Origin of the sequence: Shewanella sp. NFH-SH190041 (genome assembly GCF_024363255.1) — a bacterium.
In the GTDB taxonomy this organism is placed as follows: Bacteria; Pseudomonadota; Gammaproteobacteria; order Enterobacterales; family Shewanellaceae; genus Shewanella.
Map to the genome: position 1 here is coordinate 3,806,224 of NZ_AP026070.1, position 14,398 is coordinate 3,820,621.

Here is a 14,398-nt window from a genome sequence, read left to right on the forward strand (position 1 = left end):
TGCTGAGGAAGCCTAACTTGGACAAATTGAAAATTGCCCTGCAGTATTTACTGCCAAAGCACCTTGTATCCCGCTTGGTGGGCAAATTGGCCGCGGCTCAAGCCGGTAAAATCACCACAGCCACCATTAAGTGGTTTATTAAACAATACAATATTGATATGAGCGAGGCCGAACAATCGGCTCCTGAAGCTTACAACACCTTTAATGCCTTTTTTACTCGGGCACTTAAACCGGGAATGCGCCCAATTTTGGCCGATCCAATGATGATCACCCAGCCAGTTGATGGTGCAGTAAGTCAGTGCGGTCCAATTGAGGATGGCCGAATTTTTCAGGCAAAAGGCCACCACTTCACCTCACAAGCACTGCTAGGTGGCAATGCTGATGAGGCACGTCGTTTCCAAGGTGGTGACTTTGCTACCATTTATCTGGCTCCTAAGGATTATCATCGTATCCATATGCCAATAAAGGGCACCTTGTCCAAGATGACTTATATTCCTGGCGATCTGTTTTCAGTCAACCCACTCACAGCCCGTCACGTTCCAGGTCTGTTTGCCCGCAATGAACGTGTTGTGGCAACCTTTGAAACGGAAATTGGTCCTCTGGCCATGGTATTAGTGGGAGCAACCATTGTTGCCAGCATTGAAACCGTCTGGGCAGGGACCGTAACACCACCTTGCGGCAAAAAAGTGGTTAGCTGGGATTACCCAACTGAAGGCCCAGATGCCATTACGCTGGATAAAGGCGAAGAAATGGGCCGCTTCAAACTGGGCAGCACGGTAGTCATGTTATTTGCTCAAGATGCTCTGGCAAACTTTGCCGATGGGGTTGTGCCGGGCGCTGTTACCCGCATGGGACAGGCATTTGCCCACATCGCACCAAACGCATAAATCTGCCATTCGGTGCGTCGGCTATCGGCGCACCACCATCTTCACAATCCCATTCGTCGTTTTTAAGCTACAAGGCCAAGCCTGATCAATCTTTGCTACCGGGTTAAAAAACCGCAATAGTGCCACTCATCAACATATCATTCCGCTAATATCTTGGTTAAGATTCAGCAGGTTCAGTGCTGACTTTTTTACACACCATGATGTTACGACTGTTATTCCTGCTACTGTGCCTAGTAGGCACCAGCATCTCGGCCAATGCTTCTGTTGGGCTAGATAAACGCCTTGGGCTGAGTAATGCCACCAGCCAAAATGAACTCAGTTTTGACCAAAAACTGAGTCAGCTTAATACGGATATCGCGGCGCTGGCTCAATCTCAGGCAGCGTTTAACCAGACCCAACGGGAATTTGAGCTACAACGCCAAAGCCTGAACAATCAGCTGCAGGATGCCATACTTACTCTGCAGCCTCAGAAAAATATTGCACTGGCACAACAAGCCTCAATGGCTTATCTACGCCTGTCGGAGCTAAAAGAAAGTGAAGCGGACATAGGCCGTGCAATTACCACCTTGATGCAACGGCAAAAAAACCTGCCAGATTTAATTCGTGATGCCAGAGCCTCGCTCAATACCCACCTAAAAACTGAATTGCCACCGGCGGAGACGCCAGCAGGGGCCTTGCAGGCAGCTCAACGTAAACTGTATCAACAAAACCTCGCAACCCTAGAAACGGAACTCAGCACCAGTCCAACCCGCATTGAACTGGCACAACTACAACTAGAACTGGTCCGGGCGCAGTTACTGCAACAAGAAAAATTAATTGAACAGCTCAACAGCCAAATCAGTGATCAACGCAGGCAAACTACGGCGGCGACATTAGCGGATAATTTAATCGCACCGCACCATGTCACAGATCCGGTAACAAAACAGATTAGTGATGCAAACCAAGGCTATGGCGACCAGTTACAACAGCTAACCCAAAGCATCAATAAAACACTGCGACAGCAAGAACAGTCTGAAACTCAGTATCAACAACAAGCAAAACAGCTGAGTAATATTCAAGAACAGATTTCTTGGGTAAAACTCAATCCTGCCTTTGGCGACAGATTCTTGCAGATGCTGCAGGCGCTCCCTAAGCCACCCAGTTCGGAGAAACTACAAGGAGAGATCGCCGATGCCAGATTGGCTCGTTACCATGTCGAGCAGCAACAAAGTCTGAACCTACAACGGGAAGCCGAACCGGCATTTAATGAGTTGCAGCATAAGCTAATCGCATCTCAGCAGGTCTTACTGGGCAAACTGCTAGAAGCCTTTGATATGTATCTGAATGAACTGGGTAAACTGAAACTCAGTTATGAGCAATTAACGCAACAGTACAGTACGTTGAGCAATACCCTTAACGAACATCTCTTCTGGGTTCCCAATGCTGCGGCCATTAGTAAACTCTGGCTAACGGATCTACACAGTTCACTGTTGTGGCTCGTTCAACAAGCACCATGGCAACAGGTCTCAGGCGCACTGGAGCAGCAACGGGATCTATGGTTCTGGTGGATTATTCTGTTGGTGTTATCCCTGATGGTGCAAGACTTGGTCGCGCCCAAATTCAACGCCAGAATGACAGATTATGCTGCCCATGTCGGTAACGTTACTTTGGACAACTTCGCTTGTACATTCAAAGCCTTGTTGACGTCCTTGGCCTACGCACTGATCTGGCCGTTGCCAATCATGACCGCGGGATTGATTTTTTACCATTCAGGGCAGAATTTTGTGCAGGCGGTGGGTATGGCAATTATCGCCATGGGAGCATTGCAGTTGCTATATCGCTTCTATTACCTGTTGTCGCTGGAAAATGGGGTACTGACAGCCCACTTTGGCCGGGCACATGATGCCATCAAAGACGTGCAACTACGCCTGCGCCACTTTGTATTACTCGCCACGCCGTTACTGGGCATCATGGGCTTTACTGAAGTATTGGATACATCCCTTATCCGCAACAGCATTGGCCGTGGAGCCTTTATCATTTTCTGTATCCAGCTATTTATGCTGTATAAAGACGGACTTTCCATCGCTAGACGGTTCCGAGACCACCCGGATGATGATGGTAAAAATAAAAAACTGTTGCATAAAATACTCTGGCTAGTGCTGCTGTCAGTTCCCTTGCTCAGCGCAGTATTAGCTATACAAGGTTATTATTTCACTGCCTTCCAGATGTTATTACAGTTACAACTTTCTTTGGTTTTAGGGCTCAGCTTCTTATTAGCTTATCAATTGATCCGCCGCTGGATGCTGATTGAACGACGCCGAATAGCCTTTGACCGAGCCAAGGCCCGCCGGGCTGATATGCTCGCTCTGCGGGAAAAAGGTGAAACCCATGTCAGTGAAACCCTCGACACCTATGAAGAACCCGTAGTGGATCTGGAGACGATTTCCAGTCAATCCCTTGGTTTGGTGCGTTCTTTGCTGCTTCTGGCTTTTTTTGCCAGCTTGATTGGCCTGTGGAGCCAAACCCATACCGCACTGTTTTCTTTTCTTGATAGCATCACTCTGTGGACCAGTTCCACCAGCATCAATGGCCTTGAGCAACAAGTGCCTATCACGCTCAAATCCGTGCTCTTCGGGCTGATTATTGTCGGCTTTTCTCTGATGATTGCCACCAATCTTCCCGGCCTGCTGGAACTGATGCTATTGCAACGATTGGACCTAACCCCAGGCACGGGATTTGCGATTACCACTGTCAGCCGTTATCTGGTGGTGTTTTTCGGCACCCTGATAGGCTTTTCGACTCTGGGGATGGAATGGTCAAAACTGCAATGGTTGATTGCCGCCTTGTCCGTGGGTCTCGGCTTTGGACTGCAGGAAATTTTCGCTAATTTTATTTCTGGTCTGATTATTCTATTTGAAAAACCAGTGCGTATCGGTGATACCGTCACTATCCGGGATCTCACCGGCACAGTGAGTAAAATCCAAATTCGCGCCACCACCATCATTGACTGGGATCGCAAAGAAATTATCGTTCCCAACAAAGCCTTTATTACCGAACAGCTGATCAACTGGTCACTGTCAGACCCTATCACTCGGGTCATTATCAATGTGGCTGTAGCCCGAGACTCAGATCCCGCTAAAGTTGAGGCTGCGCTGTATCAGGCCGTAAAAGAGTGTAATGAAGCACTGGACGTCCCAGAACCGGAGGTCTGGTTTGCCGGATTTGGTCAACACACACAAGATTATGAGGTTAGGGCTTATGCTCGGGATATGAATGCTCGTTGGCCACTGCGTCACGCACTCCACAAGCTGATCAGCAGTAAACTAAGAGAAAACAATTTGGAGCTGGCGTATCCGCAACTGGAAATCCATCTCCCATCACAACAGACTAAAGATAACCCTCACGGATTATTCCGTTAACGGGAGGACACTGTGTTAATTTTCGCACATCGGGGTGCCAGTGGGTACGCACCGGAAAACACCATCAAAGCAATGCAACAAGCTTTGAAACTGGGCGCCACTGCAGTAGAGCTGGATGTTTATCTGGTTGAAGGCGAACTGATGGTATTTCACGATCGAAAGCTCGATGGTATCAGTGACAATGGTCAGGGGTTAATCAGCCACAAAACCCTGTCGCAATTAAGCCAAGTTACCGTAGGTGGCGAACCTATCCCATCTTTATGGCAATTGATGTCAACCCTCAGCCCCAGACCACTGGTCAATATTGAGCTCAAAGGTGAAGGCACGGTTGAAGCCTTGATAACCCTTTACCCCAAGCTGATCAATGAACTGGGATACAGCACTGACACCCTATTAATATCCTCATTCAATCACAGATATCTACAACAGTTTAAACAAGCAATTCCAAGTGCCCGAATCGCCCCATTAATTGAAGGGATCCCGATGGATCTGGCCGCATGTGCCGAGCGTCTGTCAGCCTATTCTCTGCATCTGGATATAGGCTTTATCACCGCAGAAATTATTGCTGATGCTCACCGGCGAGGCATCAAGGTGTACGTCTATACGGTAGATAGTGCTGATGACATTCGCTATCTACAACAAATCGGTGCTGACGGCGTCTTTAGTAACTATCCGGACAAAACTGCCGCCATGCTCTAACTGCAACCACATCTAGCATGGTAGACACAAAGAGGAGTTTTTGTTTATCTCACGGCAAAAAATGGATTTTTTGCCATTATTACTACAATAAATACACCGCTGCCCTACGCGGCGAGATCTCTTAACCCCTTTTGGGAGATGGCATGGACCATAAATTATTACTGCTAACCCGGGATAATGAGCAGTACCGTCACCTGATCCTCAACAGTGCTTTGCCGGGATTAACCCTGCTTGGCGATGAGCCCCACAACATCAAGCAAGCCGATATCTGGTTAGCTGAACCCGGATTAGCTGCACCACTTTTAGGGCATGCTACCGAATTACAATGGCTGCAATCAACCTTTGCTGGCGTTGAAAGCCTGATGCGCCCAAGACTCCGCCAAGATTATTTGTTAACCAATATCAAGGGGATTTTCGGCCCACTGATGAGCGAATATTTATTTGGTTATCTGTTGGCTCACCAACGACAACATGCCAAATACCGACAACAGCAACAGGATAGAGTGTGGCAACCCGGTAACTTTAAAACCCTGCAAGGAAGGCATTTGCTCCTATTAGGCACAGGTTCTATTGCCCGCCATATCGCGATCACTGCCAAGCATTTTGGTATGCAAGTCAGAGGTATCAATCGAACCGGACAAGCTGTTGATGGTTTTGATCGGGTGATGACATTAACGGCATTACCGGAGCTGCTTGCTCAAACCGATGCTATTGCTAATGTGCTCCCGAGTACCCCCCAGACCCGACATATTCTTGATGAAACCCTGCTTAGTTTGATGAAGCCAGATGCCATGCTATTTAATTTAGGCCGGGGGGATGTCCTGGATTTAACTGCGCTCACCACACAGTTACAGCGTCATCCTCAACAGCTGGCAGTGCTGGATGTTTTCAACCAAGAGCCATTACCAACTGACCACGCCATCTGGCAACAGAGTAACGCTATTATTACGCCACATATTGCTGCGCCCAGCTTTCCGGAGCAAGTCATGGAGATTTTCTGCCATAACTACAAACGCTTTTTGGAAGGACAATCACTGGCGCACCAAGTCTGTTTTCAGCAGGGATATTAAACGCTGCAGTTACAACAAGGTTTTGCTACTCGGCAACAATATCAAGGCAGTCAATTTATGACTGCCTTTTTAAAGCCTGCCACAACTATCGCTATGGTTTTATCTTCAACACGACATCCTAACCCTAGGGTCTGTTGACGTTTCATGATTAAATTTTGTTCGAGATAAAAGCGTTTTAATCGCGGCGAGTGGTTTGTCGTCTAGTTATGCTAAGCAAGAACCGCTCAACAAAGCGTAAAACGCTTTTAGCCGAACCCTGCGGGCAGCGTTTGAGGCTCCTTTCTACTGCGTTATCGGCTTATCAGGTAGCGCAACTACCAATCAAAGCCTCTGCCTTGTATAAAGCATCCTCAAATCGCTGCAAAAACAAACTTGAAACGTCAACAGACCCTAGGAATCAAAAAGGAGGCTCAAAGCCTCCTTTACGCAATATTAACCATCTTAATCTCAATGACTTTGCTTGATACTGCGTGCAAGAAACTGTTCCACCAGCACTTTTTGAGAGTTGATTTTATCCTGCACTTCACGGTTTAACACCAGCATTTCTTCACCCAATTGGTTACTGGCGCAGGTGAGCTCAGACACTTTCACCACACTGCGATTCACCTCATTCGATACACTGGATTGCTCTTCCACGGCACTGGCTATATGGTGGGTCATATCAGTAATGTGAGCTACCGAGTCTTTAATATTGCGCAGGGCATCCCCCGCCTGATTGGCTAACTCCACACAAGATCCTGCTGAATCCACGCCCTGATGCATACTGTGTACCGCTTTACTGGTACCCTGTTGCAACAGGTTAATAATACTTTGTATCTCCGTGGTGGACTCATGGGTCCGCTGGGCTAACGCTCTTACCTCATCAGCAACCACAGCAAAACCTCTTCCCTGCTCACCGGCCCGAGCCGCTTCAATCGCTGCATTCAATGCCAATAGATTGGTTTGCTCGGCAATACTTTGGATCACATCCAACACAGTACCAATGCCCTTACTGTGTTCCTCTAATTCAGTTACCACGGCTGACGTTTCACTTAGCTGACTGGACATCCCTTTAATTGCCCCGACTGTCTTAGTGACAATTTGATCGCCACTGACTGATTCCTCTGAGGCTTTCACTGAAGCATTAGCCGCTTCAGCACAATTGGAGGCCATATCTCCCAGCGTTGCCGTCATTTCCTGCATAGCTGTTGCCACTTGATCCATCTCGCCCAGCTGGTGATGACTATTACCTTGTACATCTTCCGATTTAGCAGATGAACTGGCAGCATTGTCACCGGATTGTTCACAGGAATCCAATGCTCGCCCTAGCAATGCTTTCAACTCTGATTGCTGCATCTGCATAGCTAATTCTACTTCAGCGATATCATCTCGGCGGCCGACATACAGATAGGTCATCAAAGGACTGTTATAGATATTGCGCGCTTTTTGTACCAATGCCCGAAATGGACTGGAGGCCCAATAACTGCCTCCCAGCAATAATGCGATACTGACAGCAAACAGCCCCCATCCCAATGGCCCGTTCTGGCTAGCTAACAACAACATTGGTAGTAATCCGAGCACAATGGCAATCAACTGCCGCCCCTGTAGCCCAACCCCGCGTTTTAATGCCTTATGCTGCTGTTTTTTATTCAGGCTGGCATAAACCTTTTCTGCCCGCTCTACCTGCTCCCGCTTTGGCTTGACCCTGACGGATTGATACTCGACCACCTGGCCATTTTCCGCTATCGGAGTGACAAAAGCATCAACCCAATAATGATCCCCGTTGGCACAGCGGTTTTTCACCAATCCTTTCCAAGGCTGTCCTTTCTGGATAGTCTGCCACATATCAGCAAAAGCAGCCGACGGCATATCTGGATGTCGCACCATATTGTGGGGCTGCCCCTGCAGATCTGACAGCTGATATCCAGCTACCTGACAAAAGGACTCATTGGCATACTTAACAATACTTTTGGTATCTGTGGTAGAAAGCAGGATCCAGTCGGAAGGGTAATCATTTTCTTTCTGGGTCACAGGTAGGTTCTTTCTCATAGCAGCTCCGGCCTTCAACTCAATATCCCGAAACCCTGACTATTTGGATCAGGGGCAACACAAAATTATGGTTGGTTTCAGACAGATATTTTCTCCACTGAGCCAACGCCCCATAAAGTGTAGTCAAGAAAGGTGAAATACGCTGACAACGCTAGGGTCTGTTGACTTTTCGAGTTTGTTTTTGCAGCGATTTGAGGATTCTTTATACAAGACAGAGGCTTTGATAAGTAGTTGCGCTACCTGATAAGCCGATAACGCAGTAGAAAGGAACCTCAAACGCTGCCCGATGGGTTCGGCTAAAAGCGTTTTACTCTTTGTTGAGAGGTTCTTGCTTAGAATAACTAGGCAGCAAACCTCTCGCCGTGATTAAAACGCTTTTATCTCGAACAAAATTTAACCATGAAACGTCAACAGACCCTAGTTAAAGACAGATTTCCTACCCGTTCGATAAAAATTCCCAAATGACAAATCCCTTACTGGATTTGTAAATAGTTATCAATTACACTCTTGTTACCATTTATTCCATTCATTAATACTTATGTTTGTCTGCGTTTGCCATGCCATTACTGATAGCCAAATTCGCCAAGCTGTTGCCGCCGGAGCCCACTCTCTGGCAGAGGTAAAACAGCAATTGGGTGTTGCCAGTCAGTGCGGCAAATGTGCCAAACTGGCCGGACAAATCATCAAACAACAGGCCAATACCTCAGCTAATTATTATCAGGTTGCATAAATCGCCCAGCATCATCTGCTGCGAGCTTGTATCAACCTTTGACCATAATTGCCCGCCAGAAAAGACAAAAGCCGGTATCACTACCGGCTTTTTGATTAGGGTCTGTTGACCTTTCAAGTTTGTTTTTGCAGCGAGTTGAGGGGTGCTTTATACAAAGCAGAGGCTTTGATAGGTAGTTGCGCTACCTATCAAAGCCGATAACGCAGTATATTTTCAGCGCCCGATTTGTCGCATTACAGCACTGAACTAGAGGCGTCACCTAACTCGACCGCATCAACCCGCTGCAAGCCTCGCGGCAATTTCGCCCCGCGACGACCACGCTCACCGCGGTAATTTTCCAGATCAGCGGCCTTCAATGTCAGCTTACGTTTACCGGCCCACAGTGTCACCGCGCCACCTTCTGGTACCAATAACAGGTGTGTCAGTAGCTCTTCCCGCGCTTTCGCCCGCTCTGTTGGAATACTGATAATCTTATTACCTTTCCCTTTACTCAGCTGTGGCAAAGCATCAAGCCCAAAGATCAACATGCGCCCTTCATTGGTGATCGCCAAAATCGATGGGGCCCCTGACATATCCAATTTACAAGGTGGCAGGGCTTTGGCGTTAGCCGGTAATGTCAACAATGCCTTACCCGCTTTATTGCGCGATACCATATCGCTAAAACTACAGATAAAGCCGTACCCAGCATCACTGGCCAACAGATAACGCTGCTGTTCATCCGCCAACACCACATGCTCCATCTGTACCCCGGGGGCCAAATTAAAGCGAGTGGTAATCGGTTCACCCTGACTTCGAGCCGATGGCAACGTATGGGTATCAGTCGCAAAAGCTCGGCCAGAAGAATCAATAAAGACACTAGGCTGATTACTGCGTCCTGGCGCGCTGCACAGATACTTATCTCCGGCTTTGTAGGATAAGCTTTCAGCATCAATATCATGCCCCTTGGCACAACGCACCCAGCCTTTATCAGACAGCACCACGGTCACAGATTCTGCCGGGATCAGCTCTTGTTCGGTCAAAGCCTTCGCTTCCAATCGCTCTACCAATGGTGAACGACGCTCATCGCCAAACTGCTCGGCATCTTTGCTTAGCTCTTTTTTGATCAGCGTTTTTAAGCGACGCTCAGAACCTAATAGCTGCTCCAACTTTTCCCGTTCAGCTTCCAGTTCATTCTGCTCAGCCTTAATTTTCATCTCTTCCAGCTTGGCTAGATGACGCAATTTCAGCTCTAAAATAGCCTCGGCCTGTTTTTCTGACAGATTGAACCGAGCGATTAACTCTGCCTTTGGCTCGTCATTAAAACGAATGATCTCAATTACTTCATCAATATTGAGGAAGGCAACCATCAATGCTTCAAGGATATGCAGTCGAGCGAGCACCTTATCCAAACGAAATGCCAAACGGCGTTTCACAGTATTGGTTCTAAACTCTAACCACTCTGTCAGGATCTCTTTCAGTCCTCGCACTTTAGGACGACCGTCCAGCCCCAACAGATTAAGGTTAACCCGATAGCTTTTTTCCAGATCCGTAGTGGCAAACAGGTGCACCATTAACTGTTCGCAATCCACCCGGTTAGAACGGGGAACCACCACCAAACGCACCGGATTTTCATGGTCCGACTCATCCCGCAGATCAGACACCATAGGTAGCTTCTTGGCCTGCATCTGCGCAGCGATTTGCTCAAGGATTTTCCCCGCGCCAGCCTGATGTGGCAACGCAGTGATGACTATCTCGCCGTTATCAACACTGTATACCGCGCGCATTTTGATGCTGCCCCGGCCAGTTTGATAAATTTTGGCAATATCTGCCGCTGGAGTAATAATTTCTGCGGCTGTCGGATAGTCAGGGCCGGGAACCAATTCCATAAGTCTTGGTAAATCTGCCTTGGGGTTATCCAATAGCTCATGACAGGCTGCCACCAGTTCCCGCACATTGTGGGGTGGAATATCCGTTGCCATCCCCACCGCAATGCCGGTAATGCCGTTTAGCAAAATATGCGGTAGCCGGGCCGGCAAAACCAGTGGCTCTTTCATGGTGCCATCAAAGTTAACGCCCCAATCAACCGTGCCTTGTCCTAGCTCACCCAGTAATACATCCGCAAATTTGGAGAGTTTCGCTTCGGTATAACGCATGGCCGCGAAGGATTTAGGATCGTCCGGTGCCCCCCAGTTCCCCTGACCGTCTACCAACGGGTAGCGATAAGAAAACGGCTGCGCCATCAGTACCATCGCTTCATAACAGGCGCTATCACCATGGGGATGGTACTTACCCAGTACATCCCCGACGGTACGGGCTGACTTTTTATATTTAGCCTGGGCATGTAAGCCCAGTTCGCTCATGGCGTACACAATACGACGCTGTACCGGTTTTAAACCATCACCAATATGTGGCAAAGCCCGGTCCATAATGACGTACATGGAATAATTCAGATATGCGTCTTCGGTAAAGCGGCGCAGCGGCATCCGCTCCACCCCATCCAGACTCAGATCTATCGAATCACTCATTATTTTGATTCCTGTTGTTCATTTTCCGCCGCACGGTAAAACAGGCGGTAAATATTGCCTTTCATATCGTCGGAAATATACATGGCGCCATCTGGCGCCGTTATGATGGCGAAGGGTCGTGCGACCGGAAAGCCACCATCGAGAAAACTGACTATAGTGCTGCGTTTAACCACTTGGTTTTGTGCCAGTGTCAGCATCACTAGCTGATAACCCACCTTACTAGAGCGGTTATCCGAACCATGCTCGGCCACAAACAGCTGTTGCTGATAGGCTGGCGGAAATGCCTGCCCCCGATAAAAATGCACTCCGGCTGGCGACACATGGGCTGGTAACTCATACACAGGAGCACTGACATTCAATGCCGCCGGGCGGTTAAACATCGGCTCCAACGTGCTGCGACCATGGATAAACGGAAAACCAAAATGACTTCCAGCAATGTCCAAACGGTTAATTTCATCGGCGGGCAAATTGTCCCCCATCCACTCTCGGCTATCATCGGCAAACCAGAGTAGATTATCTTGTGGAGACCAATCCATCCCCAGCACTTGGCGTACCCCGGTGGCAACCTGACGGATCTCACTCTGCTGTAAATCCAGCGCCAGAATACTGCCTAGCGGGGCCTGCGGCAGACAGACATTGCAACCAGCGCCCACAGCCAGATACAACTGGCCATCGGGAGAAAATGCCATCGACATCGCCACTTGGGCAGATGATAACGGCAAATCACGAAACACCACCTGAGGGCGGGGCGGACGACGCAGACGTTGTTCAATCTTGCGATACGCCAGAATATTGCGCCCCTGGGCCACATAAAGATTGCCGTCGGCAAATGCCATCGCCTGAGGCCAGTCCAGATTACGATCAATCACATAACGGCGATCTACTCGACCATCATGATTATCATCACTGAGGGCAATAATGCGGCCTGAGCTGCCAGAACTGACAAATAGCGTACCTTCGGGTCCCAGCGCCAACTGTTTGGCATCGTCCAATCCGCTAGCATACAGACTGACGCCAAATCCTTTGGCGACAGTCAAAATTACCGGTCTAGCCTGTGACGAAACAGTGAAAAACAGCGGTAACAGCATCACAGCTATGATGCAGAAAATCCTTTTCCATCCTCGCATGGGTCACATCCAGTGGTTATTTGCACCCGCAGTTTAGATAACGGCCAAATCCCCTTTGGTTTCCAGCCAAGTTTTACGATCGCCAGAGCGTTTTTTTGCTAGTAGCATATCCATCAACGCCAATGTTTCTTCCGCATCATCAATGGTCAGCTGGACCAAGCGACGGGTATTCGGGTCCATGGTGGTTTCCCGCAGCTGCAGTGGATTCATCTCACCCAGACCTTTAAAGCGCGTTACCTGCACCTTCCCCCGCTTACCCTCTGCGGCTAGACGGTCAATGATGCCGGTTTTTTCCTGTTCATCCAGGGCATAATGCACTTCTTTACCAATATCAATACGAAACAGTGGCGGCATGGCAATATAGATGTGCCCCTGCTCCACCAATATCCGGAAATGGCGTAAAAACAGGGCGCACAACAGTGTGGCGATGTGCAATCCATCAGAGTCCGCATCCGCCAACACACAAATTTTGTGATATCTGAGTTCAGAAATATCATCACTGTCAGGATCGCAGCCAATCGCCACGGAAATATCGTGCACTTCCTGGGAGGCTAACACTTGGGAGCCATCGACTTCCCAGGTGTTTAAGATCTTACCCCGCAGCGGCATAATGGCTTGAAACTCCCGGTCACGGGCTTGTTTAGCACTGCCCCCTGCCGAGTCACCTTCCACTAGAAATAGCTCTGAACGGGCTGGATCCTGCCCGGTACAGTCCGTGAGTTTCCCGGGCAGCGCAGGGCCGGATGTCACCTTTTTCCGCGCTACTTTTTTTGCTGCCCGCAAACGTTTCTGCGCATTATTGATGCACATTTCCGCTAAGGCTTCTGCTTGCTCAGTATTGGAGTTCAACCACAGAGAAAATGCATCACGCAAAATCCCGGAAACAAACGTGGCGCACTGGCGGCTGGAGAGCTTTTCTTTGGTTTGGCCAGCAAACTGTGGATCTTGCATTTTCACTGACAAAATAAAACTGGCCCGGTCCCAGATATCTTCACCGGCTAACTTGATCCCCCGAGGGATCAGATTGCGAAAATCACAAAACTCCCGCATGGATTCCAACAAGCCTTGGCGAAAGCCGTTTACATGGGTACCGCCCAGCGGCGTCGGGATCAGGTTGACATAACTTTCATTAATATAATCCCCCCCTTCAGGCAACCAAGTAATGGCCCAGTCCACTGCTTCAATAGAACCGGCAAAATTACCAATAAATGGCTCAGCTGGGAGACATAGCGCATCTTTAAGCGAACTTTTCAGATAGTCGGTCAGACCATCTTCAAAATACCACTCCTGGTTTTCACCGTTTTGCTTATTGAAAAAACGGATCCGCAGTCCAGGGCACAGTACGGCTTTGGCTTTAAGCAAATACACCAACTTACTGATGGAGAAGTTGGCAGAGTCAAAATAACTGGCTTCTGGCCAAAACCTGACTCGAGTGCCAGTATTACGCCGGCCACAAGTACCGGTTTCATGCAATGCTTCAACTCGGTCACCATGCTCAAAGGCAATGTCGTACACTTTGCCATCTCGGCGGACGCTAATCTCCACCCGACTGGATAGAGCATTAACAACAGAAATACCCACCCCGTGCAAACCACCGGAGAACTGGTAGTTTTTATTGGAAAACTTACCACCGGCATGGAGTTTGGTTAGGATAAGCTCCACCCCTGGAATGCCTTCTTCCGGATGGATATCCACCGGCATACCACGGCCATCATCAATCACTTCTAATGAATTATCGGTGTGAAGAATGACATCAATTTTACTGGCATGTCCCGCCAGTGCTTCATCGACACTGTTGTCGATGACTTCTTGCCCCAAATGGTTGGGGCGGGTGGTATCCGTGTACATGCCTGGCCGGCGTTTTACCGGCTCCAGGCCATTTAACACTTCAATCGCGTCAGAGGTGTATTGGTTAGTCATAGCGCACACAATCAATAGGTAACCTAACAGTCACA

At 48.7% G+C, this 14,398-nt stretch carries 9 protein-coding genes; 5 read left to right on the forward strand and 4 right to left on the reverse strand.

What is annotated here, in order from left to right:
• Nucleotides 1-17 precede the first annotated feature (17 nt).
• The 4 genes from asd to NFHSH190041_RS17025 all read left to right on the forward strand — a co-directional run bounded on the left by asd (nucleotide 18) and on the right by NFHSH190041_RS17025 (nucleotide 6,054).
• Nucleotides 18-887 carry an archaetidylserine decarboxylase gene (asd, locus tag NFHSH190041_RS17010; protein ID WP_261922900.1) on the forward strand — a complete coding sequence of 290 codons (870 nt, stop codon included), beginning with the start codon at nucleotides 18-20 and terminating at the stop codon, nucleotides 885-887.
• A 200-nt stretch (nucleotides 888-1,087) separates the two neighbouring features.
• Nucleotides 1,088-4,285, forward strand: coding sequence for a mechanosensitive ion channel domain-containing protein (locus NFHSH190041_RS17015; RefSeq protein WP_261925168.1), 3,198 nt, complete (start codon nucleotides 1,088-1,090; stop codon nucleotides 4,283-4,285).
• 12 nt (nucleotides 4,286-4,297) lie between these two features.
• Nucleotides 4,298-4,984: a glycerophosphodiester phosphodiesterase gene (locus tag NFHSH190041_RS17020; RefSeq protein ID WP_261922901.1), complete on the forward strand. Its 687-nt coding sequence runs from the start codon at nucleotides 4,298-4,300 to the stop codon at nucleotides 4,982-4,984.
• A gap of 143 nt (nucleotides 4,985-5,127) precedes the next feature.
• The gene (locus tag NFHSH190041_RS17025; RefSeq protein WP_261922902.1) at nucleotides 5,128-6,054 is read left to right on the forward strand and encodes a D-2-hydroxyacid dehydrogenase; all 927 of its coding nucleotides are present in this window, start codon (nucleotides 5,128-5,130) and stop codon (nucleotides 6,052-6,054) included.
• Between the two features lie 447 nt (nucleotides 6,055-6,501).
• Here the strand turns inward: NFHSH190041_RS17025 and NFHSH190041_RS17035 are convergent, their stop codons facing one another.
• A complete protein-coding gene (locus NFHSH190041_RS17035; RefSeq protein ID WP_261922904.1) occupies nucleotides 6,502-8,082 on the reverse strand; it encodes a PAS domain-containing methyl-accepting chemotaxis protein in 1,581 nt (526 codons plus the stop codon).
• A gap of 538 nt (nucleotides 8,083-8,620) precedes the next feature.
• On the opposite strand from NFHSH190041_RS17035, the gene NFHSH190041_RS17045 reads away from it, so the two are divergent.
• On the forward strand, nucleotides 8,621-8,812 hold the full coding sequence (locus NFHSH190041_RS17045) for a bacterioferritin-associated ferredoxin (protein WP_261922905.1): 192 nt from the start codon (nucleotides 8,621-8,623) through the stop codon (nucleotides 8,810-8,812).
• A gap of 233 nt (nucleotides 8,813-9,045) precedes the next feature.
• On the opposite strand, the gene parC is transcribed toward NFHSH190041_RS17045, so the two are convergent.
• The 3 genes from parC to parE are packed head-to-tail and all read right to left on the reverse strand — an operon-like array spanning nucleotide 9,046 to nucleotide 14,363.
• Nucleotides 9,046-11,316, reverse strand: a complete 2,271-nt coding sequence (gene parC, locus NFHSH190041_RS17050) for a DNA topoisomerase IV subunit A (protein WP_261922906.1) — start codon at nucleotides 11,314-11,316, stop codon at nucleotides 9,046-9,048.
• Nucleotides 11,316-12,443 (reverse strand): PQQ-dependent sugar dehydrogenase, encoded by a 1,128-nt coding sequence (locus NFHSH190041_RS17055; RefSeq protein ID WP_261922907.1) that lies wholly within the window; start codon nucleotides 12,441-12,443, stop codon nucleotides 11,316-11,318. Before NFHSH190041_RS17055 ends, parC begins: the two co-directional genes overlap by 1 nt.
• A 33-nt stretch (nucleotides 12,444-12,476) precedes the next feature.
• Nucleotides 12,477-14,363, reverse strand: coding sequence for a DNA topoisomerase IV subunit B (parE, locus tag NFHSH190041_RS17060; RefSeq protein WP_261922908.1), 1,887 nt, complete (start codon nucleotides 14,361-14,363; stop codon nucleotides 12,477-12,479).
• Nucleotides 14,364-14,398 lie beyond the last annotated feature (35 nt).